A 24,589-nucleotide genomic window follows, 5' to 3' on the forward strand; every position below is an offset into this window, starting at 1 on the left:
CGCTCTCGGTGCCATTCACTGTGGGTCAGAACACCCACAACAGCCTTAGGTTAACCCGCTGGTTTTCCTTGAAACCGTTGTCGACCGAGACGTCCTGGCCGTAGTTGAGCAGGGCCTGGAAGGAGGGGGTTATCCAGTATGACGAGCCGACACGGTATTTGCTGGTGTCGGGTTCATCGTTCTGATCCTGACCGTCAATGCGCGTCTCACCACCCCAGAGTCGAGACGCACCCACATGCACCGAAAGCTTTGGTGTCACGGCGTACCTCAGGTAGGTCTGGGTTTGCCACTGCGGCTTCTGGCGCAACGTCAGGTCTTGACTCGTGAGATCGTCATTTTTGCCAAAGAAGGTCACATCCGCGGTGAGGTCCAGGGAAAGTTTTTCAGTGAGACCGGTCACATAGCCTGTCTGCAATGTCATCTTCCAACGGTTTTCGCCAAGGTTGAGTGCATCGTTGCGGTCATAGTTTCCGGTCGGCACGTACAGGTAGGGTGCAATACCCCAGTAACGATTTTTCGCCGGGTCATTCACGAGCCATAGAGTGGACGCCAGAATCAGATCGCCCATGCCACTGGTTTGTCCCAGCGAGTCGTTATCGCGTGTTCCTTCCAGGCGACCGAAGGGCAGCAGGAACTGTGTATTGATCGTGTAGTCGCCCAACTGCTGGTAATGCGCGGCGCGCAGTATGCCGATATCCGAGTCGAGCCCCGCTTTGATCGCAACCTTGTGACCATCACTGTAAAGCGACCGCCGCTGCGCATGCTGCAGGTAAAGCAAACCGATATTGCTGCCGGCTGGAAGCGCAGCGGTGTATTCGCCGGCGTCCACATCGATGGCCTGGGCGTTGCCCGCCAGAATCGCCAGCACGAGGCCGGCACCGATCGTTGAAGTGTCAAGTGCGCGCACCAGGGGCCGAACGCGCGCAGGGGTACGTGTGGAGATCTCCATGAATCACCTGTTTTGTTTTTGTTGGTTTTTGGAGAGGAATTTTTTCGTGCAGCATCGCCTGGAGCCCCGGGGGGCTCTCATGCGATCTGCATCGAATCAGTGCCGGGTCAGCGGGTCAGATAGCGGTAGGCCGCCGTTTCGAAATCCAGATAGGCATTGACCGAAACGGAATCGGCGAACGGCAGTATCTGGGTGGCCCAAAAACCGCCGATGCCGTTCTTGCGGTCGATCCAATAGAAAAGATTGGCCAATCCGGCCCACGCCAAAGAACCCGCAGGGCGACCGGTGGGGGCGTCTTGATCGTTGATCATGAAACTCATCGCCCACGACTTGGGCATGCCCGGGAAGAACTCTGCGGTATTGGTGAGACTGGGGATAACGCCGGGAAGGGCTTTTACTTTCAGGTTTTCGAGACCATTTTTTTCCGCGAAACGAATCGTTTCCGGTTTGAGAATCCGTCCGTGATCCCCCTGTCCATCGTTAAGCCAGGCACGGATAAACTGACAGTAATCCTTCACGGTCGAATACAGGCCATGGCCTCCCATGTGCACTTCGGGAGCCTGTGGCAGGATGAAATCCTCGAGTGCGCAAAGCGATCCATCCTCTGCGCGTTGGTGCATGCTGGCTCGCCGCTGGAGCATCGACGGGGTCATGGTAAAGGCGGTATCGGTCATGCCCAGCGGCTCGAAAATACGCTGCTGCATGACTTCACCCAGACGCTTGCCGGTGATGGCCTCGACCACCAGGCCGGCCCAATCCATGTTGGAGCCGTATTCCCACTGTTCACCCGGCTCAAACAGCAAGGGTGTTTGAAGCGCCGCCAACGACCCGCTGATGATGCTGGGTTGTCCTTGTGCCTGGGCTAGTCGGTTGTAGTTTTCGTTGAAGAACTCATAACCCAGACCTGCCGTATGAAGCAGAAGCATTCGAGTGGTGATGTGTTTTCTGGGGGCGCGAAGGCGAGGCGTTCCGTCGCTATCAAACCCTTCGAGCACCTGCAGTTCGCCGATCATCGGCACATAGTTCCTGGCAGGCGCATCGAGATCCAGTCGGCCCTCTTCGAACAACTGCAGCACCGCCGTGGCGGTTATCGCTTTGGTCGTGGAAAACATGGCGAAAACGCTGTCGGTCGTCATGGCAGGGGCTTGACCCTGCGTCCGTTGACCTGACGCACCCTCATAGACCAGACCGTCACGCCCGACTAATGCCGCGACTACGCCTGGGACGCGCTGCGATCCAGCCGTGGCAGCATCGAGCAAGTGGTTGAGTGATGATGTAAAACCTGGATTCATTATTTTTATTCTCCTTACACCCGACCCATAGCCCGCTGGGCTGGAGCTTATGGTGGGGTGTGCAGTGGCAGGACTGATTGACCCGATGTGAAGCGATGAACATCGGGGCCAGTGGAGAGTAAGAAAATAAAATCCGAGGGTTTGTCGGCTGTCGGCAGAGGGTGTCGGAATCAGGTACTTATTTAAGTGCCTGGGAGGAGGGCGATGCGTGAACGACTGCCGTCTCAGTTGCCCGCAATGCACCCTGCAGGGTACTCATCACCATCTCATGCAGCAGCTTGCGGCGTGCTCCAATGCCGGCCTTGGGCTGCCCAACCCAGGCCGGTAGTTGATTGAGCAAGGACACGATGCCGCTAACGGTCGCGCGCCGGGTGACGCTAGCCGGTTTACCGGTGAGTTGGTCTATGGTCTCCACCAGATGCTGCTCGTAGTGTCGGCGCAGGGTCAGAATCGAGGCTTGCTGTTCGCAGCTCAAACAATGGAGGTCGTACTCAGCCAGGCGGAAATGCGCGGCCATACGCTCGTGGAGCCGCAGGTGCGCCTCAAGCAGGCCGTGCAGTCGTACAGTGGGGGCGGATTTGCGACGGGTCACCAGGCTGGCGCCGTCAAGCAACGCTTCGTAGAGCTCCTCGATCAGTTCAAACAGCAGTTCCTCTTTGCTATCGATGTGGTTGTAGAGGGAGCCGGCGGTGATCCCCAGGCAAGTGGCCAGGTCGCGCATGCTGACTCGGCTGAAACCATGTCTGGCGAACAACTCGACAGCCTTGTGCCGGGTTTCCAGGTAACGCGTGTTGCGTTCTTCGTCGACAGGCACGGCAAAAAGGGTTTTGGAGGGCTGCATGTGACTCATCGACCTCATACGCGAAACTGTCCCAATAGCCGATTGAGCTGACCCGCAAGTTGGCCCAGTTCCTGGCTCGCCTCGTTGGACCGGTCTGCTGCCTGGGCACTTTCGTGGGCCAGGGAGGCTGCGCGGGTCACGTTCTGGTTGATGTCTTCGACCACGTGTGACTGCTCCAGGGTGGCGCTGGCGATCGAGGCGTTCAGTTCAGTGACATTGCGTAGTGCGCCGAGTACCTGGTGCAGGCTTTCAGCCGTTTGGTGGGCCTGTTCCACGGTTTGTCGAGCGGCTTGGCTGCTGGCATTGATGACATCTACTGCAGCTTGCGAGTTGCCGTGCAGGCGCTCGATCATGTCCTGGATTTGCGCGGTGGACTGCTGGGTGCGCTGGGCCAGCAGGCGCACTTCGTCTGCTACCACGGCGAAGCCGCGACCCTGTTCGCCAGCGCGCGCCGCCTCGATGGCAGCGTTCAGCGCGAGCAGATTGGTCTGCTCGGCGATGGCGCGGATCACTTCCAGCACGCTGCCGATCTGGGTGCTTTCCCGGGCCAGGCTCTGGATCACCTCGACGGCCTGGCCGATGGTATCGGACAACTGGTCGATCTGGAGCAGGCTGATGTCGATGTTGTGCTGGCCTCGACGTGCCTGTTCTTCGGCCTGGCGAACTTCGTTGGCAGCGTGCTCGGCGTTCTTCGCCACTTCCTGCACGGCGTAGGAGACCTCGTGGATGGCGGCGGCCACCAGTTCCATCTGCTGCGATTGCTGCTGGCTGTGGTTGTGGCTATCGGCGGCGATTTCGCCGAGCGACTTCGAAGCCTGGTCCAGGCTGTCAGCGGACTGTATGGACTGACCGATCACGCCGCGCAGCTTGTTGGTGAACACGTTGAAATGGCCGCTCAAGTCTGTCAGTTCATCGCGCCAGCGGTTATCCAGATTGCGGGTCAGGTCGGCTTCGCCGCTGGCGATGTTCTCCATCGCATCGACCACCCGCGCCAGTGGCGAGGCGATACTGCGGGCAATCAGCAGGATCAGCGCACTGAGCAGCAGGGTGATCGTCAGCAATATGACGCAGGCCTGAATCAGCTGGCGGCGGAACTCGACTTGCACGTCGTCTATGTAGATCCCCGAGCCGACAATCCAGCCCCAGGGCTTGAACAATTCGACGTAGGAAACCTTTTCCACCGGCGCGTCGGAACCCGGTTTTGGCCAGCGGTAGTGCACCAGGCCGGCGCCATCACGTTTGGCCGTGGCGACCATTTCGTCGAACAGCGCCTTGCCGTCCGGATCGAGTGTACCGGCCATGCGCTTGCCCTCGAGCCCGGCGTTGGGGTGCATGATCATTCGCGTGTCGAGGTCTTCGAGCCAGAAGTAATCCTCGCGGTCGTAGCGCAAGTCGCGCATGACCGCGATGGCCTGCTGCTGCGCCTGCTCACGACTGAGGCCCTGGCCTTCCAGGCTTTGGAAGTGACGCAGGATGCCGCTGGCGGTCTCGACCACGTGGCGGGTTTTCAGCGCCTTGGCGGTATAAAGGTCGTTATAGCTCTGCTTGAGCATCAGGCCGGCGAGTATCAGCAGCATCAGGATGGATGTCAGCAAAATCAGCCACAGACGGCGGCTAATGGAAATATTGCGCAAGCCGGGCATGGGCAGCTCCACAAGGGGCAAGACAGGGAAAAGCCGGACGCGGCAGTCGCGTCCGGCTGGAGGAGGTCAGAGCGCGTAGTGGCTCAGTTCGCGGGCGATCAGCAGGCGCTGGACTTCACTGGTGCCTTCGTAGATCTGGGTGATGCGCGCGTCGCGGTAGTAGCGCTCTACCGGGTAGTCTTCCAGGTAACCGTAGCCGCCATGGATCTGCATGGCGCTGGAGCACACGCGCTCGGCCATTTCCGAGGCGAACAGCTTGGCCTGGGAGGCTTCGGACAGGCACGGTTGCCCGGCGCTTTTCAGGCGCGCCGCATGCAGGATCAGCAGGCGGGTGGCGTTGAGTCGGGTGTGCATGTCGGCGAGCAGGTTGGACACGCTCTGGTGCTCGATGATCGGCTTGCCGAACTGGATGCGTTCGCGGGCATAGCCCAGGGCAGCCTCGAAGGCGGCGCGGGCGATACCCAAAGCCTGGGCGGCGATGCCGATGCGGCCGCCTTCCAGGTTGGACAGGGCAATGGCCAGCCCCTTGCCGCGTTCACCCAGCAGGTTGGCCTCGGGGATGGTGCAGTTGTTCAGAGTCACCGCGCAGGTATCGGAGGCCTTGATGCCCATCTTGTGTTCGCTGCGGTCGACCACGAAGCCGGGGTTGTCGGTCGGTACCAGGAAGGCCGACAGCCCCTTCTTGCCCAGCTCCGGATCGGTGACGGCGAAGACAATGGCCAGCTTGGCGCGCCTGCCATTACTGACGAACTGCTTGGCACCGTTGAGTACCCACTGACCGTCGCGCAGCTCGGCGCGGGTGCGCAGGTTGTGTGCTTCGGTGCCGGCCTGTGGCTCGGTCAAGCAGAAGCAACCGATCGCCTGGCCACTGGCCAGAAGCGGCAACCAGCTGTCTTGCTGGAGCGGGCTGCCATATTTCAGCAGAGGGCCGCAGCCCACTGAATTGTGGATGCTCATCAATGCGCCGAGGGCACCGTCGCCGGCCGAGATTTCCTCCACGGCCAGGGCATAGGCCACATAGTCGGTGTAGCTGCCGCCCCAAGTGTCCGGCACGACCATACCCAGCAGGCCCAACTCGCCCATCTGCGCCACCACGGCGTCATCGATCCAGCCGGCCTTCTCCCAGGCCTGGGCATGCGGCGCGACTTCGCTGCGGGCGAAGTCGCGCGCCATGTCGCGGATCATGCGTTGTTCTTCGGTCAATTCGATATCGTGCATTGCAAAGTCTCCTGCCGATCAGGCGGTGCGTACGGGCTTGCCGCAGGCGCGTTGAAACTCGTTGAAGAAGGCCTGCACCCGGGCAGGTTCCAGCTCTGCCAGGGTTGGCGGGTTCCAGCGTGGGCGCTTGTCCTTGTCGATGATCAGGGCGCGCACACCCTCCATCAGGTCGCCCTTGTCGAACCACTGGTAGTCCAGGTGCAACTCCAGAGCGAAGCACTCGGCCAGGCTCAGGTAACGACCACGGCGCAACAACTCAAGCGTCGTGGCCATCGCCAGTGGCGAGCGGCTGTCGAGCAGTTTCACCGTCTGTTCGGCCCAGTCTTGCAGCTCGGGGCGTTGTTCACGCTGCAGCGCGGTACGAATGGCCGGGACATCGGGCAAGGCGAAGTACTCGTCGATCGCCTGGCGACAGGCCTTGAGCTCGGACCCGGCAAGACGCTCTGTGGCCATGTCGGCAAGCAGATCCTGCAAGTCTTCGTCGGGCGCAGCGGTCCAGTTCAGGTGGTCCAGACAGGCATCCAGCTCGGCCAGCCGTTCGCTGGGCAGGTAGTAGTCGGCAAGGTTCGCATAGAGGGCATCGGCGGCACGCACCTGGCAGCCGGTGATGCCCAGATAGGTTCCCAGTTCCCCCGGCAGGCGCGGCAGGAAATAGCTGCCACCGACATCGGGGAAAAAGCCGATGCCGACTTCCGGCATGCCCATCCGCGTACGCTCGGTGATCACCCGCAGCGAGGCGGCCTGGGCCAGGCCCATGCCGCCGCCGAGGACGAAACCATCGAGCAGCGCCAGCACGGGCTTGGTGTAACCATGCAGGTATTCGTCGAGGGCATACTCTTCCTCGAGGAACAGCTCGTGCTGGTTGTCGCCGGCCTTGTAGCTGTCGTACAGCATGCGAATGTCGCCGCCGGCGCAGAAGGCCTTTTCACCGGCGCCGCGAATGGTCACGGCGACGATCTGCGGGTCTTGTTCCCAAGCCCACAGGTGCCGGCATAGCAGGCGCACCATGGGCAGGTCCAGGGTGTTCAACGCGCTTGGCCGATTCAGTGTCAGGTGGCCGACGCGGTTGCGTACGCTGGCCAGCACCGGGGCTTGCTGCTCGCTCATGCTCAGGCTTCTCCGCGGAACAGTTGGATGATGGCGGAGAAGTCCAGGCCGCCATTACCTTGCAGGCTGAAGGTCTGGTACAGCTGCTGGGCTACAGCACCGAGCGCAACCGGTTGACGCGCGTGCCTGGCCGCTTCGGTGGCCAGGCCCAGATCCTTGAGCATCAGGTCGCTGCCAAAGCCGCCGCTGTAGCCGCGTGAGGCCGGCGCGTTTTCCAGTACACCCGGGAACGGATTGTTGACCTCCGAGCTCCAGCAGCGACCGCTGGAGGTATTGATGATCCCGGCCAGCACCTTGGCTTCCATACCCAGGGCCACACCCAGGGCCATGGCTTCGGCGACGCCGACCATGGAGATGCCGAGCAGCATGTTGTTGGCGATCTTGGCCACTTGGCCGTTGCCGGCTGCGCCGCAGTGCACGATGTTCTTGCCCATGGCCGATAGGATCGGCAGGGCCTGGTCGAACACACTGTCCGGGCCACCGACCATAAAGGTCAGGGTGCCTGCCGCCGCGCCGCCGGTGCCGCCGGATACCGGCGCGTCGAGCATCGGGTTGCCTTGGGCAAGGGCATATTTGGCCACTTCGCGGGTGCTCAGCGGGTCGATGGTCGAACTGTCGATAAGCAACACGCCTGGGCCGATATTGGCCAGCAGGCCGTCCTTGCCGCGATAGACCTGCTTCACGTGTTCGGCGGTCGGCAGCATGGTGATGATCACCTCGACCCTGGCCTTGGCCACGGCGGCGGGCGAGTCGGCGGCGCTGGCACCGGCCTCTACCAAGGCGGCGACCGCCTGGGGGAAGGGATCAAAGACGGTCAGGCTGTGGCCAGCCTTGAGCAGGTTACGGGCCATTGGGCCGCCCATGTTGCCGAGGCCGAGAAATCCGATATGCATGTTGGCTACCTTTTACGATAGGGGGCAGTGGCGCAGGAAATCCTGCGCGCGCTTGTCGTCGGCCGACGCAAGGCGCCGGCCGGCAAAGGTCATTTCAGGGTGATGGTGGTGTTCACCGCGCCGCTGGTGTCGTCCTCGTCGAACCAGCGCTGGGTGATCGTCTTGGTCTGGGTGTAGAAGGTCACCACTTGCTTGCCGTAGGGGCCCAGGTCGCCCAGCTTGGAGGCGCGCGAACCGGAGAAGGAGAACAGCGGGACCGGTACCGGGATTGGCACGTTGATGCCGACCTGGCCGACGTCGATCTCTTCCTGGAAGTGACGCGCGGCAGCGCCGGAACGGGTGAACAGGGCAGTGCCGTTGCCGTTCGGGTTGGCGTTGATGATCTCGATTGCCTCATCCAGGTTGGCGGCGTGCATGACGCACAGTACCGGGCCGAAGATCTCTTCGCGGTACACGGACATTTGCGCCGTGACGCCGGAGAAAATGGTCGGGCCGACGAAGTTACCGTCCTGGTAGCCCGGCACGCTCGGGTTGCGCCCATCCAGTTCAAGCTTTGCACCTTCTTCGATGCCGCTGGCGATCAGGCCGTTGACGCGGTCCAGGGCGGCGCAGGAAATCACCGGGCCGATGTCGGTGCCTGGCTCGGTGCCGCCATTGATCTTGAGGGTCTTGGTTCGCTCAATCAGGTCCGGTAGCCAAGCCTGCGCTTCACCGACCAGGATCACCACGGGCAGAGCCATGCAGCGCTGGCCGGCGGCGCCGAAGGAGGCGCCCAGCAGGTTGTTCAGGGTCTGCTGCCGGTTGGCATCGGGCAGGACGATGGCATGGTTTTTCGCGCCCATCATGCATTGCGCGCGCTTGCCGTTCTGGGTGGCGCGGTTGTAGACGTGGGTGCCGACCTTGGTCGAGCCGACGAAGGACACGGCCTTGATATCCGGGTGGTCGCAGATCAGGTTCACCGCGTCGACGCCGCCGTGGATGACGTTGAGTACACCCTTGGGTACACCGGCTTCCAGCGCCAGTTCCACCAGGCGCATGGTCACCAGCGGGTCTTGCTCGGACGGCTTGAGGACGAAGGTGTTGCCGGTGGCAATGGCCATCGGGAACATCCATAGCGGGATCATCGCCGGGAAGTTGAACGGGGTGATGCCGGCGCACACGCCCAGCGGTTGCAGCAGGGTGTAGGTGTCGACGCCGTTGGCCACGTTGTTGGCCAACTCGCCCATCTGCAGGTTGCCGATGCTGGCGGCGTGCTCGACCACTTCCAGGCCGCGGAACACGTCACCTTCGGCATCCGGCAGGGTCTTGCCTTGCTCGGCGGTCAGCAGGGCGGCCAGTTCCTTGATGTTCTCGCGGATCAGTTGCTGGTACTTGAGGAAGACACGGGAACGGGTACCGATCGGGGTCTTGCGCCAAGTCTTGAAGGCTTGCTTGGCGCTGGCGACGGCGGCGTTCATTTCCTCGGCGGTGGCGAAGGGGACGCGGGCCAGGACTTCCTGGGTGGCCGGGTTGACTACGTCGCGCCACTGAGTGCTGCGCGATTCGACGAATTCGCCGTTGATGAGAAGCTTGACGCTTGGAATGCTGGAAGAGGTCATTTTCAGTTCTGCCTACTTTCTTTGGGTCGAGTTAAGCCACTCGGCCTGGATGGCCGAGCGGTCGGATTTGGATTCAGAAGGGCCGGCGTACCGGCCTGGGTTCAGCCCTTGAGTTGCGGGAAGTCTTCTTCGAAGTATTCCTGCGGGCCACGTGCGTCGCCCTGACGGCGCTGCGTTTCCATTTGCCGCAGTTCCACCCGGCGGATCTTCCCGGAGATGGTCTTGGGCAGCTCGCTGACAAATTCGATGCGCCGTACCCGCTTGTAGGGCGCCAGGTGCTCGCGGGCGAACGCGAAGATGCTGCCGGCCAGTTCGTGGCTGCCCTGGGCTTCATGGGCCAGGATCAGATAGGCCTTGGGCACTGCCAGGCGCACCGGGTCGGGGCTTGGCACCACGGCCACTTCCATCACCGCCGGGTGCTCGATCAGCGCGCTTTCCAGCTCGAAGGGGCTGATGCGGTAGTCGGAAGCCTTGAACACGTCGTCGGCGCGGCCGACGAAGGTGATGTAGCCCTCTTCGTCGATCTGCGCGGTGTCGCCGGTGCGGTAGTAGCCGTCGCGCATCACTTCGGCGGTCTTTTCCGGGCTGTCCTCGTAGCACAGCATCAGGCCGAGCGGGCGCACATCCAGCGGCAGGGCCACTTCGCCTTCGTTACCCGGCACGCCATCAGGGTCGAGCATGGTCACCCGGTAGCCCGGCAGCGGACGGCCCATGGACCCCGGCTTGAGCCGCTGGCCAGGCGTGTTGCCGACCAGGGCGGTGGTTTCCGACTGGCCGAAACCGTCGCGCAGCAACAGGCCCCAGGCGTGCTGGATCTGCTCGATGATCTCCGGGTTGAGCGGCTCACCGGCGCCCACCAGTTCACGCAGGCGCAGGCGTGTCTTGTAGCTGGCCAGGTCTTCCTGGATCAGCATGCGCCACACGGTAGGCGGCGCGCACAGGCTGGTGACGCCGTAGCGTTCCAGCACGCCGAGCAGGGCTTGCGCGCTGAAGCGTGCGGTGTTGTGGATAAAGATGCAGGCACCGGCATTCCATGGTGCGAAGAGGCAACTCCAGGCGTGCTTGGCCCAGCCCGGGGACGAAATGTTCAGGTGCAGGTCGCCCGGCTGCAGGCCGATCCAGTACATGGTCGATAGGTGGCCGACCGGGTAACTCTGGTGACTGTGCAGCACCATCTTCGGCTTGGAGGTGGTGCCGGAGGTGAAGTACAGCAGCATCGGGTCGGTGGCGAGCGTTTGGCCCTCGACTTCGAACTGTTCGGAATATTCGCTGGCAGCGCTGTGCGGGGTCCAGCCTGCGGGGGCCGGGCCAACACAGATGCGGCTGCAGCCTTCACCCAGGCCGTCGAACTTTTCGACATGAGCGGCGCCGACCACCAGATGACGCACATGGCCACGCTCGATGCGATCACGCAAGTCTTCAGGGGTCAGCAGGGCGGTGGCGGGGATGACCACGGCGCCGAGCTTGAAGGCAGCCAGCATGGTTTCCCACAGGGCGATGTCGTTACCGAGCATCAGCAGGATGCGCTCTCCGCGGCGCACGCCCAGGGCACGCAGGTGATTGGCCACCTGGTTGGAGCGCGCGGCCAGCTGCTGGAAGCTGTAGCGTTGTTCGCTGCCGTCCTCTTCGACGATCCACAGGGCATTGGCCTGGTTGCCCTCGGCCATGGCGTCAAAGTAATCCAGAGCCCAGTTGAACTCGGTCAACTGTGGCCAGCGGAAATCACGCACAGCTGTGGCGTAATCGGTGCGGTGTTCCAGCAGGAAGTCTCGGGCGGCGAGGAAAGGTTGGCAGTTGTTGTTCATTGGAGTCTCCCGAGACGCGCGCGGGTACCTGAACGTGGGGAGACGACGGCAAGCAAGAATGGCTTCACGGTGGGTGCCCTGTTTATTTTTATTGGGACTGACCTGGTTCATGACCAAGCGGTTGAATCGAGTATAGGCAGGCATAAATCAAATAAGAATGCTCAAAAAGTCTCGTGCGTTGTGCAAAAAAACACAGGCTGGCGGCATCCCCGATGCGCCAGAAATGCACAAGGCGGGTGCTGCCCGCACCGTCAAGCGATGTGAGCGGCACCCGCCTTGTGCGGGGCCTTACCAGAGCGCCAGGGTATAGCTGAGGATCAGGCGGTTCTCGTCGAGATCGTTGCCGAAGTGGGCGGTGCGCACCGTAGCGTTGCGCCACTTCAGACCGAGGTTTTTCAGCGGGCCGCTCTGCACCACGTAGCCGATGTCGGTGTCGCGCTCCCATTCGCGACCCTCAGGCCTGCGGGCGCCCAGATCGATGCTGTCGCCGGCCAGGTAGCGGGTCATGAAGGTCAGGCCGGGAATGCCGAGCGCCGCGAAGTTGTAGTCGTAGCGCGCCTGCCAGGAACGCTCGTCCTTGTTGGCGAAGTCGTTGATCTGCACGAAGTTGACCAGGTAGGCGTCGCTGCCATTGACGTAGGCAAAGCCGGTGTCGCCACTCATGCGTTGGTAGCCCAGACCGAAGGCATGGCCGCCGAGGGCATAGGTGAACATGGCGCCGAAGGCGTTGTTGTCGATGTTGCTGTTACCGTCGTCGGTGGAGCGGGCGTAGCGCAGGTCGCTCTTGAGCATCTGGCCTGGGCCCAGCGGCAGCACGTGGACCAGACTGAACTGGTGTTGGTGGTAGAAGTCGTCCAGGCCGCCGTAGTTGTAGCCCGTGTTCAGCCGGTCGTTCCACTGGTAGGCAAGGCCGGCGAAATTGAAGGCGTCACTGCGGGCCTGGCCACTGACAATGCCCTTGGCGCCGGTGGTGGTGATCGCCATTTTCTCGTAGTCCGAGGAGTCGCGCTGGTTGACCCGATCCACGCGCCCGGCATCAACGCTCAGGCCTTTGATCTCCTGGACGTTCAACTGCCCACCGCGGAATGTTTGCGGCAACAGGCGCGAGTCATTGGCCAACAGCACCGGCAACTTCGGGGTCAGGGTGCCGAGCTTGAGCACGCTGTTGGACGCTTTGAACTTGGCCGTCAGGCCCAGTTCGCCATACTCGTCCTTGGCGCGTTTGGGCGGCTCGTTATCGCGCTTGAGCAGGCCGGAGCCGGAGCGATCGGGACTGGAATCGAGCTTGACGCCGAGCTGGCCAAGAGCGTCGATACCGACGCCGATCATGCCGTCGGTATAGCCGGATTCGTAGCGCAGAAGGAAACCCTGGGCCCATTCTTCTTGCTTGGACTGGGCGGCATTGGCCTGGCGGAAGTCGCGGTTGAAATAGAAGTTGCGCGTTTCCAGCCTGGCCGTGCTGTCTGCGAAGAAATCGGCGTGAGCCTGTGCGGCGAGGCCGGTGCCGGCCAGGAACAGGGTGAGGGTGGTGGGTTTCATTGGTTGCCTTTTGTTGTTTTTGTTGTCGACGAGCCGCTCCCGCGCCGCTTGGCGTTGGCGAGGGAGGGGCGCTTCTGGGGTGTCCTGCGCCGAGCGGCGCAGGTCGGGCGTAAAAAAGCGCGAAGCAAAGGAGCGGACTCGCGCTCGGGGCGTCAACCCCGGAAAAAGCAGCGTCAGTGACTGCTGGCCATGGCAGCTCCAAGGCCGGTCTGGGCACGGACGAACTGGTCGGCATAGGCGGCGCGCTCGCGGTCGGCGCGTTCGCTGCGGTCAAGCCTGGAAGCGACCACTATGACCAGGAAGGCCAGTGGCATGGAGAACAGCGCCGGCTGGTCGTAAGGGAAAAGCGCTTGGGCATGCCCCAGTACGCCGACCCACACCGACGGCGAGCCGATCACCAGGGCCAGTGCGCTGACCAGGCCGGTCAGGCCGCCATAGAGGGCGCCGCGGGTGGTCAGGCCGCCCCAGTACATGGCCATGATCAGTACCGGGAAATTCGCCGAAGCGGCGATGCCGAACGTCAGGCCGACCAGGAAGGCGATGTTCTGCCCCTCGAACAGAATGCCGAGGGCAATCGCAACGATGCCCAGGCAGATGGTGGCGATGCGCGACACGCGCATTTCCTGTTTCTCGTCGGCGCAGCCCTTCTTCAATACCGACGCGTAAAGGTCATGGGAGATGGCCGAGGCACCGGCCAGGGCCAGGCCAGCCACCACTGCGAGAATGGTGGCGAAAGCCACGGCAGAGAGGAAACCGAGAAAGAGGTTGCCACCCACCGCCTTCGCCAGGTGCATGGCCACCATATTGCTTCCGCCAATCATGGCCCCGCCTAGCTTGCCATCGACGTAGTACTGAGGATCGGTGCCGACGATGACGATGGCGGTATAGCCCAGGACGCAGACCACCAGGAAGAAGAAACCGATAAACACCGTGGCGAACAGTACGGATTTACGCGCTTCCTTGGCATTGGGCACCGTGAAGAAGCGCATCAGGATGTGCGGCAGGCCGGCAATGCCGAAGACCAGCCCAAGGGATAAGGACACCGCGTTGATCGGGTCGGCCAGCAAGGTGCCCGGGCCCATGATCTGCACGCCGCTGGCATGCACGGCCACAGCCTGGGCGGCCAGCGTCTCGAAGCTGAAATCGAAGCGACTCAGGGCCATCAGCACCAGGGTCGTGCCGCCCGCCAGGAGCAGGACCGCCTTGGTGATCTGTACCCATGTGGTGGCGAGCATGCCGCCGAAGATGACATAGACCAGCATCAGCAGTCCGACTACCACCACCGCCGTGCGGTAGTCGAGACCGAACAGCAGTTTGATCAGTTGACCGGCACCGACCATCTGCACCACCAGATAGCAGCACACCACGGTCAGCGATCCGAGGGCGGCGAAGCTGCGCACGCGGGTTTGATCGAGGCGGTAGGAGACGATGTCGGCGAAAGTGTAGCGCCCCAGGTTGCGCAAGCGCTCGGCCATCAGGAAGGTGACGATGGGCCAGCCGACGAAGAAGCCGATGATGTAGACGAAGCCGTCGTAGCCCTTGGCGAAGACCAGGCTCGACAGGCCCAGCAGAGTTGCCGCCGACATGTAGTCACCGGCGATTGCCAGGCCATTCTGGAAGCCGGTGATGCCGCCACCGGCGCTGTAGAAGTCGGCGGCGGAGCGGGTGCGTCGTGCCGCCCACCAGGTGATCAGCAGGGTGGCGAGGACGAAGACGAAAAACATGCCGATGGCGTGCAGGTTGAGCGGTTGCTTCTGCGCAATGATGGGCTCGGCATGGGCCAGCACAGGGCTGAGGGCGAGAAGGGCGGACAGGCGTTTCATGCGCGGGACTCCTGCAGGATCTGCGAGCTGAGTACGTCGAAGCGGGTGTTGGCGCTGTGCACGTACCAGGCGGTGAGTAGCCAGGACAACAGGATGATCGTCACGCCGATTGGCATGCCGAGGCTGAGGTGGCTGCCGTCGTAGAGCGGCAGGTGCAGCCAGGCAGGGGCGAAAGCCACCACCATGATGAAGCTGTAATAGATAGCCAGGACCGCGCCGCTCAGCGTCCAGGCCAGCAGTGCACGCTGGCGCGCGAGGCGGTGGAACTTGGGGTTGGCCCTGACCAGTGCACAGGTCTGGACGTGGTTCGGATGGTCGGTCGTCATGGTGCAGCTCCGCATTTCTAGTTGTTTTTGTTGTTCGGCCTTTTGAGGGGCGTACGGGTACCCGGGCAGCGACCCGATGCGGGACGCCACCTGAATGCTGATGTGCTGGAGTTATTGCCGCCCGGATGACCTTGCGGTGGAGAGAGGGCGGTGCAGGAGGGCGAGCCCGATCCGCTGCGCGGCGAGCAGTGGATCGGGCCAACGGCAGACGAGAACCGTGGCCGCGATTGCGCTGTTGCGCAGCTGTTTGTGTCCGGCGTGCAAGCCGGTGTTTATCCATGCGCTCATGCTGTCAGCCCTCGGTATTTATTATTGGGGTGGGGGGCTTTCCTGGCCTGAAAACGACGCTGGCCAAGTTGGGTGAGATGCGAGTATATAAGTGCATATTTCCCATATGTATTGGCAGAAAAGCCCGATGGATATGCAAAAAAGCACAACGCAGAACCCACTGAACTGGGACGACATGCGTTTCTTCCTCGAGGTCGCCCGTGCCCGCACCGCCAGCGGTGCAGCTCGCCGCCTGGGGGTGGACTACACCACGGTGTCGCGGCGCATCCGCGCCCTGGAGCAGTGTCTGGGTGCTCTGTTGTTCGAGAAGTCGCGAACCGCAGGTTTTGTCCTGACCGTGGAGGGGCAGCGTCTGGTCAGCCACGCCGAATCCCTGGAAAGTACGCTGCTGGTAGCCTGCGAGCAGGTTTTCGGCACCACCGGGGGGCTCGCCGGGCACCTGCGCATCGGCTGTACCGAAGCCTTCGGGACCTGTTTCATCACTGCGCAGATGAGCCACTTCCTCGAGCACTACCCGCATATCTCGGCGGACATTTTGCCGGTCCCGCATTTCATCAACCTGTCACGGCGCGAGGCGGACATCGCCATCACCCTGGAACGGCCCGAGCGCGGTCCGTACGTGTGCTCGCGGCTGTGCGATTACCGCCTGCGTCTGTATGCGACGCCGGAGTACCTGGCCAGTCATCCGACGATTGGCTGTCGCGAGGACCTGGCCGTTCACCCGTTCGTGACCTACGTCGAGGATCTGGCCTTCAGCTTCAAGCTGCTCTACCTGAACGACCTGATGCCCGGCGCCAACAGTCGCCTGCGCAGCACCAGCGTGGTGGCCCATTACCACGCAGCCCTGGAGGGGCGGGCGCTGGCGATCCTGCCTTGCTTCCTCGCCGGCCCCGATCCCCGCCTGTGCGAAGTGCTGCCCGGTGAAGTGGAGATCACGCGGCAGTTCTGGATGTATTACAGCGAGGACCTGCGCAAGCTGAAGCGGGTCACTCTGGTGGCCGAGTACTTGCGTGCTTGTGCGGAACTGAATCGCCCGCTGCTGATGGGCGAGTCACGTGTGATGAGCTATCTACCGTCACCCTGAGGGGGGAGTTGTGCAGCCAGAAGTAAAGCGAAGTAGTCAGTCAGAGGTGTTTTCGAAATCAGAGGCTACTCACACCACCGCAGTCAGCTATGAACACTCAATCGTTATGGTTTGACTGCGTGATCACTGTCAATGTGGGGAGCGTCCGCCGGTTACTTTTGCGGAACGATAAAACTCACTGTCGTACTGGTGAGGATTTTGTGAGTCGGGTCGGCCACTTCAAGCAGAACCTTGTGAGTGCCGGGCGTCAGTCCAACCAGGATGATCGGGTCTTCGCTGGTGTGCGCCCATGTGCCTTTCCAGTCGTCGACCGTCACGTGGAGGTGACCGAGACGTGGTGATACTTCAACAGCTGCTTTGCCAAATACCGGCATGATCCTGGCGTGTTCTGTTCGATACTGGATAATGACAACACCGCGGGCGAGTGGCTCGGCAAGCGGCGGGTAGGCAATGAGTTTTGGCGCAGTCTCGGATGCCAATGGAAGTATTGCCGGTGGGGAATCGGTGTCTGCTACCCCTTGTCCGTACACGGCTGTGCAAAAGAAGACACCCAAAGCCAGGGCCAATAGATTTCCGGGAGCGAGGGACATGGTTTTTTTCCCGCGTGATTTCATTCAAGCCTAGATCAAACCGGGTATCTCCCAGTGTTTATTTGAAACTGGAACCACTCACGTATTTCATCCGTGCCATCCAGGCAGGTTGACCATGGACGACTCAGCGCTTGTAACGCAGCGCGTCCACCACTACGCCGAACGCTGAAGAATGCTCACGGCGATTGGGGTAGTAAAGGTGGTAACCGGCAAAAGGCTGGCACCAGTCTTCGAGTACCCGCACAAGGCTTCCGTCGGCAAGCTCCCTGGCCACCATATCTTCTGGCAGGAACCCCAGCCCGCATCCGGCGACAGCAGCGCGCAGGATCGGCACGCTGCTGTTGAACGTCCACTGTCCTTCGACACGCGCCTTGAGTTCGTGACCGTCCTTCTCAAAATCCCATTGCATCAGGTTCCCGTGGGTGGGCAGGCGCAAATTGATGCAATTATGTGCGGCCAAATCCCTTGGCTCTTTCGGATACGGCCGCTGTTTGAAGTATTCGGCAGACCCCACTACGGCGATGCGCAACGGGGGGCCGATCGGGACGGCGATCATGTCCTTGGCCACCTGATCGCCCAGGCGCACGCCCGCGTCGTAGCGCTGCGCGACGATGTCGCAGAGGGCGTAGTCGACGGTGATTTCGACCTTGATGTCCGGGTAGTCGGGAAGCACCTTCGACAGCTTGGGCCAAAGGATGTTGTTCGCCGCATGTTCGGAGGCTGAAATCCGCACGTTGCCTGCCGGGGTATCGCGAAACTCGCTGACCGCAGCCAGTTCAAGTTCGATTTCGTCGAAGCGCGGTGCCATGGACTGATACAACCGCTGGCCAGCCTCTGTGGGGGATACGCTGCGCGTGGTTCGGGTCAACAGGCGAACGCCGAGCCTGGTTTCGAGAGCGCGCATGGTGTGGCTCAGCGCGGACTGCGAGACGCCCAGCTGTGCGGCGGCGCGAGTGAAGCTGCCTTCGCGGGTAATGACCACGAAGGCTTGCAGATCGTTGAGATTGGCGCGAGACATTGATGAGAGCCTCTCATGCGGAGAGCGGGATTATTCCATGTAATCAGGTTCCGCATGGATGCGCGACCCCAACGAACCAATCACAAGGTTCTTGCGTAGAACGGCGTCAACTTGCCGAGTGCAGCGTCCACATACTTGGGAACCCAGTAGGTTTCGATGTGCGTAGCGCCGTCGATGATGAACAACTCCTTGTCCTTGGTACCGGTGGCCTTGGGGAACGCATCCTGGGTCATGTACAGGCTGTCGGCCTTGCTGCCGGCGATCATCAGCAATGGCTGATTGATCAGTTCGATCTGGTTGGTGGCGTCGAAGCGCATCAGGTCCAGCAGGCTGCTCGTGGTGTACTTGAAGGTTGAATCAGGGTGGGCATGGGTCTTCCAGTAGTACTCATAACCCTGGCGATACAGCTCGAACGGCAGTTTGGCGATCTGCTCGTCGGTGAGGTTGGCATCGCCCGAATAGAGCACTTCACCTCCGGCCGCTTCCTGGGCGCGGGCAGCGGAAGCCTGTTGCAGGCGTTGCTCGATGGTGTCCAGTTGCGAGTCGTTGTAGCCATTGCGACGCACCCGGCCAGAGTTGAACATGCTCACGGTCGCCACCGACTTGAATCGCTTGTCGGTTTGCGCGGCGGCCAACGAGTAGCCACCGCCACCGCAGATGCCGAGCAGGCCCAGACGCTTGCCGTCGACGCCAGCATACTGGGTGATGAAGTCCGCCATGCCGTGGATATCCTCGATGCGGTACGCCGGCTTGTCGATGCTGCGCGGTTGTCCGCCACTTGCGCCCTGATACGCGGCATCGGCGGTAATCGTGATGTAGCCTTGTTCGGCCAGTCGCTGGGCATACAAACCGGCGACTTGCTCTTTCACACCGCCATTGGGGTGCGCCACCACCACCGTCGGGTAGGCCTTCTTCACATCGTAGTTGGCAGGGGTGTAGACGTTGGCAGCGATGTCCAGGCCATTGAGTTTGTAGCTGACCGGATGGATGTTGACCTTGCCGGGTTCATTCTTGGTAATTGCACCGTCGTAAGCCAAGGTGAACGGGTTCTTTTTGTAGTCGGCGGCGCCGGCTTCGCCAGCAGAAATACCGACCATGGCGGCCATCAGCGAGGCTTTCAAAATTGTATTTCTCATAAGTGTCTCCGAAGCATTAAAAGGCGCGTTAAAAAATGTGCTGAAGCCGTCAATCCAGATGCTTTTCTGTCAGAAACCCGGACACCAGGTCCGCGATCTGCACGTTGTTCAGATCCGACATGGGGAAGTGGGTATTGCCCTTGATGCCAATCTCCGGCAAGTGGATCAGCCTCACGTCACCGCCGTGTTTGTTGACGGCATCGCGCCAAAGTCGGGCCATGGTGAGTCGGGCGCGCCAGCTGTCCTGAGCGGGCAGGTCGACGGCTTGCTCCGGGATGTTGTCGCCGTAGAGGATCAGGATCGGAATGCGCGTGAGCGCCATGAACTGATCCATCGGCACCGCTGCGCCTTGTACCGTGTCGAACGCGCTGGGAATCGGCGCGGGTACTTCACCCTGCGGGAAGACGAAGCTGCTGCCCGGCTCGAAAGCCACGATGGCCTTGACCTTGTTGTTCTTGATCGCCGTCAACCAACCAGGCCCGCCACCCTGAGAGTGCGTGAACAGGATGCCGTGGCCGATTTTGTCGAAGACCGCCGACACGCCATCGGAGACCACGCCCATGTCGAATGGACCGGTGTTTGGCGTCATCGCGCGGAAGAACTGGTCGCGGGTTTGCGCATCCCGGGCAACCTGCACACCCTCGAAATAGTTGGGCCACAGGCCGATGCGGAATTGGTTGAACCAGAGCTGCTCGTCCGGGACAGGCTTGACCGTTGCTTCGACCATGCTGCGGCCGGCATCGCCACGGCGCGGCTGGTCGATCAGATACACGCCGAACTGGCGCCGCAGAAAAATATTCTGGAAGCCTTCGCGGCCATCCGCGGTGGTTTCCCAGGTCTTGGAAAACTGGCCTGCGCCGTGCCACATGACGATGGGCAGTTTTCGCGCATCGACCGAGATTTGGTAGAAGGTGTAGGCATGGTCGCCGTGGTAAGTCTGGCCGTCTGGCGTCATCGGTTTGCGCGGATTGAACGTGCCCGGTGCGGTGATCATCGTCCCGCCGGCGGCGAAGCTGCCTTGCTCCTGAATCATCAAGGGAGCAGCGGCAGTGGCATGGCTTGCACAGGCGGCAAGCACGCTCAGCAGGGTGAAGTTCAGCAGGTTTTTTCCAGTCTTCATGTTCAACCTCCCGAGGCAGCAAGTGCCTGTGTCAGGGCAGTGCTTGCACGTTTGGCGGATTGTTCATCGCCGTGCTCGGCCAGTACCTCGATGACTTGGCGCAATTGCTCCACGCTCAACCCAACCCGCAGGCTCGCCCCCATGTGCGAGCGCAACTGCGACTCCACACCCGGCGTTGCGGCCAGAGCGCCGACGGTCGCCAGCTCGCGGCTTTGCCAGTCGAGGTTGTCGCGCTCGAAGATGTCGCCGAACAGATGGGTTTGCAGAAACCGGTTGATGACCGGGGCGAAATCGAACACCGGCCCCTTGACCGGCCCACCCGAAATTCGGGTTTGATTGGCCGTTCCTGCCGCGAGCAATGCCTCGCCGGTTGCAATGGCACGGCTGGGTTCACGTCCAGGCTCATCGTGAATGCCACGTTGTTTGCGCGCTTGCACCACCGTCATCAGTTCATTCAACGCATTGAGGCTGCGCGGGAAGCCGACATAGGCGTAGAGCTGCACCAGGATTTCCTTGGTTTCGCTGACCGTCAGGCCGGCGTCCAGGCCTTGGTTCAAGACAGCGTTGAGCCTTGGCATGTCACTGGTCGCCATGAACGCTGCGATCAGTGGAATGGCCTGTTGCCTGGCCGACAGCGTTTGTGCCGCAGGTTGTGTGCTGGTCATGGGTTGCGATGCCTCGGCGTTCTGAGTGGCCACACCCGACATCAAGCCAAGGCCCAGACACAGGGCTATCAGCGCGGGGAGGGCACCGGTCTTGCGATGTGCAATCGGTGTATCAGTGGTCATCGTGAAAGCTCCATCCATTGCTCATCACTGCCTGGCAGGCGGTGCTCGATTGAGGTTGATCTACAACAAACAGCTACAAGCCCTGCGCGGGCGATTGACCTTCGTACTGCGCATCCGAGACTTTTTCCGCCCAGGTGACAGCCTTGCCGTCCTCGGCTTCGGCGATGGCGATGTGAGTCATTCCGTGGGTGGCCGTCGCGCCGTGCCAGTGACGTGTGTGCGGCGGGATCCAGACAATGTCGCCCGGACGGATTTCCTGACGTGGGCCACCCTCTTGCTGCACATAACCAACCCCGGCGGTGACGATCAGCGTTTGCCCCAGCGGATGGGTATGCCAGGCCGTGCGGGCGGCGGGTTCGAAGGTCACCGTGCCACCGCCGATGCGGGCAGGGGAATCCCCCTTGAACAGGCCATCAACCCGAACCGTGCCGGTGAAGTTTTCCGCAGCCCCCTTGATGGAGGGCTGGGAGCCGGCGTGGGTGATGCGGATCTCGTTGGAGGACTGGGCGCAGGCTTCCCCGGCCATGAGCGATAAGGCCACCAATGGGGCGATCAAGGGATTCATCAATGTTGCTCCTAAAGGCGGGTCAGCCAACTGCGAGGCAGCCGCCGTGGGTGTTGAAGGGGAGATGGTTTTCCCTCTCAGGTCGTGGGCCGTCAGGAACGAGCACACAACGGGCGGGATGGTTTCACCCCAAATTCCCGCTTTTGATGGTCAGGTTGCACGTCAGTGGTATCGGCTGGGTGCAGGACCGCCGGGGAAACAGTAAGCGAGCTAATGGATGAGTACTAGACGGGTAAATCGGCAAGGGTTCATGAGGCTTGTTCATCAATCCGGGCAAGTGCGCCATGTCACTCAACATCGCCGGAGAGCGTTTGTTTAACGGTGTTTAAGGTTACTTCATGCAAGCTACAAGACCTTGCGCCGTTGCCTACGGTTACGCCAGAATCCGCCGGCTTGTGCGCCTTGGGGGCCATCGGTAACTTGATTCGCGTCACTGCCCATCAGTGATCGGGTTTAGTCGCCCGTTGGTTTCACGAAGCGTATTTCCATTAAGGCAGTCAGGTCATTGCATGCCTGCACTTCATGGTAGCTGTGCGCAGGGCGCCTTCGGGCGCGCCGGTTTCGTGTCTCCCCGGTCGACTAACCTGCGTACAGCTGCCACCCCCTTGTTTAGTCGCAAGTCGGTGATGGCTCCATTTTTTGGAGACAGAAATATGTTCAAGGTAACGCCAAACCCACCGGAGGTTGATCCGGTCTCCCCACATGAACCCGACTCAAGCAGGCTCAACGAAGCCGCCCCCGATTTTCACATCCCCTCGATAGCCGATATCAAAGCCACACCGCGTGCCCCCTGTACCCTGTTCACCGTGGACCCGCAGGCGAGTCCCGAAACCTTGATGGTTTATCAGGTCGAAACCCTCGCGTCGGTCGATGTGATGGTCCATCAGTTGGTGGATCACCTGGACGGAGGGTCGCGCAATGCGCTGCTGGGGATTTCCAACAGCGTGATGCTGGCGGAGATCACGGCGAATCGGGTGCTGGATCAAATCGACCCGTAGGAGCGAGCCTGCTCGCGATGGAGGGTAACGATGACGCGGGAAACCAGACGGACCGTGGCGCCCTTGGGTTTTGCGCGAGCAGGCTCGCTCCTACAGGGGGCGGGATGTGGTTTGGAAGTGAAAGCAATGGACCCGCCAGGGTGGCGGGTCCGAAGGGGGGTCAAAGTTTCGGCAATTGCCCGATGCGGCCCATCATTTCGGTCACGATCTGCAAGTCCAGCAGGAACTGCTCGGTGGTCTTGAACTCGTTGTCGTTGTGACCGGTGTATTTGACGTCCGGCATGGCCAGGCCGAATTGCACGCCGTTGGGCAGTTCATGCACGGAGGTGGCGCCGGCGGAGGTGCCGAACTTGTGTTCCATGCCGAGGTTTTCGCTGGTCACAGCGAGCAAGGCCTTGACCCATTCACCCTCGGGGTTGCGGTACATCGGTTCGGCGATCGACAGGTCGAAGGTTGGTGCGATGCTGGTCTTCTTGCTCCAGGCGTCCAGCTTTGCGGCGATTTCGGATTTGAGCACATCCGGCGTCTTGCCCTTCGGCACGCGTAGGTTGACCGCGAGTTTGAAGGCTTTGTCATCCATCCCGACATAGGTCAGGGAGGTGGTCAGCGGGCCCATGAATTCATCGGAAAAACCGACTCCCAACTTGCCACCCAGGTAATCCAGCCCCCAGTTGTCGGCGGCGTAGCGGGCGGCGTCGGTGATCTGGTTGTGCTTGAGCGCGACCTTGCCGTCGAGGCCATTGATGAAGTCGAGCATCCTGGCCACCGGGTTGACGCCGGACTCGGGCTCGGAGGAGTGGGCGGACACACCGGTGACCGTCAGTTTGACGTCCTTGCCGTCGACCTTGGCAGCGACCTCGAAGTTGCCGCCGTTACGCTTGGCATATTCGGTGCCGGCCTTTTGCAGGCTGGCGGCCAGTTCGGCGGGCTTGTCGGTCACCAGGGTCGCAACCGATGTCGATGGAATCTGGTTGGTGGCCAGGCCGCCGGTCATCGAGGTGATCTCTGCGCCCTTGCCTTGCGCGGTGCGCTTGGCGAAGCTGGCCATGACCGTGCCGTAGCCTTTCTCGGCGATCACCACCGGGTAGCCGCCATCCAGCGCCAGGTTGTAGTTGGGTGTGGGGTTGCGTTCGAAGTAGTAGGGGATGGCGTCGCCCGTGGTCTCTTCGGTGGTGTCGACCAGCAGCTTGAAGTTGCGGGCCAGCGGCAGCTTCTCCTCCTTGATGATCTTCATGGCGTAGAGCGCCACCACGATGCCGTTCTTGTCATCCTCGGTGCCGCGGCCATACATGCGATCGCCGATCAGGGTGACCTTGAACGGGTCGAGGCGGGTGCCGTCCTGCAGCACCCAGTTTTCTGGCGTCACCGGCACCACATCGGCATGGGCGTGAATGCCCACGACTTCATCGCCGCTGCCTTCCAGGGAGATCTCGTAGACGCGGTTGTCGATGTTGCGAAAGTTCAGGTTGAACGCCTGGGCCAGGCCCTTGATCTTCTCGGCAATCTTGAGGAATTCGGGATTGTCGTGCTGGTCGACACCGTCCACGCGCACGGTCGGAATGGCCACCAGCTCCTTCAGGGTTTCGGTGGCCGCGCTGCCGTATTTCACCCGGGCATAGAGGCCGAGCAAACGATGGATTTCGTTTTGTTGCCCGGCGGTAAGGGGCTTGTTGTCGAGGAAGGCACGGATGGCCGGGCCGAGGTCGTCGGTCTTGGCGATATCGCTCTTGGCCAGGCTTCCCAGGAACTGCCTGAAATCCTTGACCGATGCATCACTGAAGGTCTTGAGGATGATCGCGTTCTGTTGCGGGGTGATGTTGGCGTGGGCAGCGGTGGTGAACGACGAAAGGCTGGCGAGCATGAGGGTGGTCGCAGCCAGGTGCTTGAGGGAGAAATCCATTGCTGGGGGCATTCCTTTGCAGGCGGTTCGTAGGAAATATCTGATCGACTGATCAGAAACATCTCAAA

General features: G+C 61.6%; 21 protein-coding genes. 2 read left to right on the forward strand and 19 right to left on the reverse strand.

Translation table 11 applies throughout. The features are described from left to right. Nucleotides 1-25: 25 nt before the first annotated feature. From KGB20_RS12455 to KGB20_RS12510, 12 genes are all read right to left on the reverse strand, one after another. Complete coding sequence (locus tag KGB20_RS12455) at nucleotides 26-949, reverse strand: transporter (RefSeq protein WP_154908504.1); 924 nt, start codon at nucleotides 947-949, stop codon at nucleotides 26-28. A gap of 107 nt (nucleotides 950-1,056) precedes the next feature. Further along, nucleotides 1,057-2,241, reverse strand: coding sequence for a serine hydrolase domain-containing protein (locus KGB20_RS12460; RefSeq protein WP_159390162.1), 1,185 nt, complete (start codon nucleotides 2,239-2,241; stop codon nucleotides 1,057-1,059). Between the two features lie 178 nt (nucleotides 2,242-2,419). After that, nucleotides 2,420-3,100, reverse strand: coding sequence for a TetR/AcrR family transcriptional regulator (locus KGB20_RS12465; protein WP_159390161.1), 681 nt, complete (start codon nucleotides 3,098-3,100; stop codon nucleotides 2,420-2,422). Beyond that, the gene (locus KGB20_RS12470; protein ID WP_159390160.1) at nucleotides 3,097-4,725 is read right to left on the reverse strand and encodes a methyl-accepting chemotaxis protein; all 1,629 of its coding nucleotides are present in this window, start codon (nucleotides 4,723-4,725) and stop codon (nucleotides 3,097-3,099) included. Before KGB20_RS12470 ends, KGB20_RS12465 begins: the two co-directional genes overlap by 4 nt. 66 nt (nucleotides 4,726-4,791) lie before the next feature. Beyond that, entirely contained in the window at nucleotides 4,792-5,943 is a 1,152-nt protein-coding gene (locus KGB20_RS12475; RefSeq protein ID WP_159390159.1) for an acyl-CoA dehydrogenase family protein, read from the reverse strand. A gap of 18 nt (nucleotides 5,944-5,961) precedes the next feature. Continuing rightward, the gene (locus KGB20_RS12480) at nucleotides 5,962-7,050 is read right to left on the reverse strand and encodes an enoyl-CoA hydratase/isomerase family protein (RefSeq protein ID WP_154861919.1); all 1,089 of its coding nucleotides are present in this window, start codon (nucleotides 7,048-7,050) and stop codon (nucleotides 5,962-5,964) included. A gap of 2 nt (nucleotides 7,051-7,052) precedes the next feature. Continuing rightward, the gene (mmsB, locus tag KGB20_RS12485) at nucleotides 7,053-7,943 is read right to left on the reverse strand and encodes a 3-hydroxyisobutyrate dehydrogenase (RefSeq protein WP_090456035.1); all 891 of its coding nucleotides are present in this window, start codon (nucleotides 7,941-7,943) and stop codon (nucleotides 7,053-7,055) included. A gap of 89 nt (nucleotides 7,944-8,032) precedes the next feature. Next, nucleotides 8,033-9,541 carry a CoA-acylating methylmalonate-semialdehyde dehydrogenase gene (locus KGB20_RS12490; protein WP_150813951.1) on the reverse strand — a complete coding sequence of 503 codons (1,509 nt, stop codon included), beginning with the start codon at nucleotides 9,539-9,541 and terminating at the stop codon, nucleotides 8,033-8,035. Between the two features lie 101 nt (nucleotides 9,542-9,642). Next, complete coding sequence (locus KGB20_RS12495; RefSeq protein WP_154908494.1) at nucleotides 9,643-11,346, reverse strand: AMP-binding protein; 1,704 nt, start codon at nucleotides 11,344-11,346, stop codon at nucleotides 9,643-9,645. 288 nt (nucleotides 11,347-11,634) lie between these two features. Further along, on the reverse strand, nucleotides 11,635-12,885 hold the full coding sequence (locus KGB20_RS12500; protein WP_159390158.1) for an OprD family porin: 1,251 nt from the start codon (nucleotides 12,883-12,885) through the stop codon (nucleotides 11,635-11,637). A 173-nt stretch (nucleotides 12,886-13,058) separates the two neighbouring features. Further along, nucleotides 13,059-14,708, reverse strand: a complete 1,650-nt coding sequence (locus KGB20_RS12505) for a cation acetate symporter (RefSeq protein WP_102672730.1) — start codon at nucleotides 14,706-14,708, stop codon at nucleotides 13,059-13,061. Further along, nucleotides 14,705-15,034, reverse strand: coding sequence for a DUF485 domain-containing protein (locus tag KGB20_RS12510; RefSeq protein WP_090456027.1), 330 nt, complete (start codon nucleotides 15,032-15,034; stop codon nucleotides 14,705-14,707). The genes KGB20_RS12505 and KGB20_RS12510 overlap by 4 nt, the downstream gene beginning before the upstream one ends. Nucleotides 15,035-15,428: 394 nt before the next feature. On the opposite strand from KGB20_RS12510, the gene KGB20_RS12515 reads away from it, so the two are divergent. Then, the gene (locus KGB20_RS12515; protein WP_159390416.1) at nucleotides 15,429-16,406 is read left to right on the forward strand and encodes a LysR family transcriptional regulator; all 978 of its coding nucleotides are present in this window, start codon (nucleotides 15,429-15,431) and stop codon (nucleotides 16,404-16,406) included. Nucleotides 16,407-16,558: 152 nt separating this feature from the next. Here the strand turns inward: KGB20_RS12515 and KGB20_RS12520 are convergent, their stop codons facing one another. The 6 genes from KGB20_RS12520 to KGB20_RS12545 all read right to left on the reverse strand — a co-directional run bounded on the left by KGB20_RS12520 (nucleotide 16,559) and on the right by KGB20_RS12545 (nucleotide 21,623). Continuing rightward, nucleotides 16,559-16,996 (reverse strand): DUF6130 family protein, encoded by a 438-nt coding sequence (locus KGB20_RS12520; protein ID WP_159390157.1) that lies wholly within the window; start codon nucleotides 16,994-16,996, stop codon nucleotides 16,559-16,561. Between the two features lie 124 nt (nucleotides 16,997-17,120). After that, complete coding sequence (locus tag KGB20_RS12525) at nucleotides 17,121-18,014, reverse strand: LysR family transcriptional regulator (protein WP_154861915.1); 894 nt, start codon at nucleotides 18,012-18,014, stop codon at nucleotides 17,121-17,123. Between the two features lie 80 nt (nucleotides 18,015-18,094). After that, entirely contained in the window at nucleotides 18,095-19,150 is a 1,056-nt protein-coding gene (locus tag KGB20_RS12530; RefSeq protein ID WP_159390156.1) for an alpha/beta hydrolase, read from the reverse strand. A gap of 49 nt (nucleotides 19,151-19,199) precedes the next feature. Next, a complete protein-coding gene (locus tag KGB20_RS12535; protein WP_159390155.1) occupies nucleotides 19,200-20,270 on the reverse strand; it encodes an alpha/beta hydrolase in 1,071 nt (356 codons plus the stop codon). Between the two features lie 2 nt (nucleotides 20,271-20,272). Next, on the reverse strand, nucleotides 20,273-21,058 hold the full coding sequence (locus tag KGB20_RS12540; RefSeq protein WP_159390154.1) for a carboxymuconolactone decarboxylase family protein: 786 nt from the start codon (nucleotides 21,056-21,058) through the stop codon (nucleotides 20,273-20,275). 73 nt (nucleotides 21,059-21,131) lie between these two features. Continuing rightward, a complete protein-coding gene (locus KGB20_RS12545; RefSeq protein ID WP_159390153.1) occupies nucleotides 21,132-21,623 on the reverse strand; it encodes a cupin domain-containing protein in 492 nt (163 codons plus the stop codon). Between the two features lie 653 nt (nucleotides 21,624-22,276). Between KGB20_RS12545 and KGB20_RS12550 the strand changes: the two genes are divergently transcribed. Continuing rightward, nucleotides 22,277-22,621 (forward strand): DUF6124 family protein, encoded by a 345-nt coding sequence (locus KGB20_RS12550; RefSeq protein WP_159390152.1) that lies wholly within the window; start codon nucleotides 22,277-22,279, stop codon nucleotides 22,619-22,621. Between the two features lie 160 nt (nucleotides 22,622-22,781). On the opposite strand, the gene KGB20_RS12555 is transcribed toward KGB20_RS12550, so the two are convergent. Further along, nucleotides 22,782-24,521, reverse strand: coding sequence for a dipeptidase (locus KGB20_RS12555; protein ID WP_159390151.1), 1,740 nt, complete (start codon nucleotides 24,519-24,521; stop codon nucleotides 22,782-22,784). Nucleotides 24,522-24,589: the final 68 nt, after the last annotated feature.

It is taken from the genome of Pseudomonas sp. BF-R-30 (genome assembly GCF_019956175.1).
GTDB classification, from domain to species: Bacteria; Pseudomonadota; Gammaproteobacteria; order Pseudomonadales; family Pseudomonadaceae; genus Aquipseudomonas; species Aquipseudomonas jessenii.

Bases quoted from the DNA above. Each gene is read 5' to 3' on its own strand.
- KGB20_RS12500 (WP_159390158.1), bottom strand. From the start codon at position 12,885: ATGAAACCCACCACCCTCACCCTGTTCCTGGCCGGCACCGGCCTCGCC.
- KGB20_RS12515 (WP_159390416.1), top strand. From the start codon at position 15,429: ATGTATTGGCAGAAAAGCCCGATGGATATGCAAAAAAGCACAACGCAG.
- KGB20_RS12495 (WP_154908494.1), bottom strand. From the start codon at position 11,346: ATGAACAACAACTGCCAACCTTTCCTCGCCGCCCGAGACTTCCTGCTG.
- KGB20_RS12520 (WP_159390157.1), bottom strand. From the start codon at position 16,996: ATGTCCCTCGCTCCCGGAAATCTATTGGCCCTGGCTTTGGGTGTCTTC.
- KGB20_RS12480 (WP_154861919.1), bottom strand. From the start codon at position 7,050: ATGAGCGAGCAGCAAGCCCCGGTGCTGGCCAGCGTACGCAACCGCGTC.
- KGB20_RS12545 (WP_159390153.1), bottom strand. From the start codon at position 21,623: ATGAATCCCTTGATCGCCCCATTGGTGGCCTTATCGCTCATGGCCGGG.
- KGB20_RS12460 (WP_159390162.1), bottom strand. From the start codon at position 2,241: ATGAATCCAGGTTTTACATCATCACTCAACCACTTGCTCGATGCTGCC.
- KGB20_RS12550 (WP_159390152.1), top strand. From the start codon at position 22,277: ATGTTCAAGGTAACGCCAAACCCACCGGAGGTTGATCCGGTCTCCCCA.
- KGB20_RS12530 (WP_159390156.1), bottom strand. From the start codon at position 19,150: ATGAGAAATACAATTTTGAAAGCCTCGCTGATGGCCGCCATGGTCGGT.
- KGB20_RS12505 (WP_102672730.1), bottom strand. From the start codon at position 14,708: ATGAAACGCCTGTCCGCCCTTCTCGCCCTCAGCCCTGTGCTGGCCCAT.
- KGB20_RS12455 (WP_154908504.1), bottom strand. From the start codon at position 949: ATGGAGATCTCCACACGTACCCCTGCGCGCGTTCGGCCCCTGGTGCGC.
- KGB20_RS12475 (WP_159390159.1), bottom strand. From the start codon at position 5,943: ATGCACGATATCGAATTGACCGAAGAACAACGCATGATCCGCGACATG.
- KGB20_RS12470 (WP_159390160.1), bottom strand. From the start codon at position 4,725: ATGCCCGGCTTGCGCAATATTTCCATTAGCCGCCGTCTGTGGCTGATT.
- KGB20_RS12510 (WP_090456027.1), bottom strand. From the start codon at position 15,034: ATGACGACCGACCATCCGAACCACGTCCAGACCTGTGCACTGGTCAGG.
- KGB20_RS12540 (WP_159390154.1), bottom strand. From the start codon at position 21,058: ATGACCACTGATACACCGATTGCACATCGCAAGACCGGTGCCCTCCCC.
- KGB20_RS12525 (WP_154861915.1), bottom strand. From the start codon at position 18,014: ATGTCTCGCGCCAATCTCAACGATCTGCAAGCCTTCGTGGTCATTACC.
- mmsB (WP_090456035.1), bottom strand. From the start codon at position 7,943: ATGCATATCGGATTTCTCGGCCTCGGCAACATGGGCGGCCCAATGGCC.
- KGB20_RS12490 (WP_150813951.1), bottom strand. From the start codon at position 9,541: ATGACCTCTTCCAGCATTCCAAGCGTCAAGCTTCTCATCAACGGCGAA.
- KGB20_RS12535 (WP_159390155.1), bottom strand. From the start codon at position 20,270: ATGAAGACTGGAAAAAACCTGCTGAACTTCACCCTGCTGAGCGTGCTT.
- KGB20_RS12555 (WP_159390151.1), bottom strand. From the start codon at position 24,521: ATGGATTTCTCCCTCAAGCACCTGGCTGCGACCACCCTCATGCTCGCC.
- KGB20_RS12465 (WP_159390161.1), bottom strand. From the start codon at position 3,100: ATGAGGTCGATGAGTCACATGCAGCCCTCCAAAACCCTTTTTGCCGTG.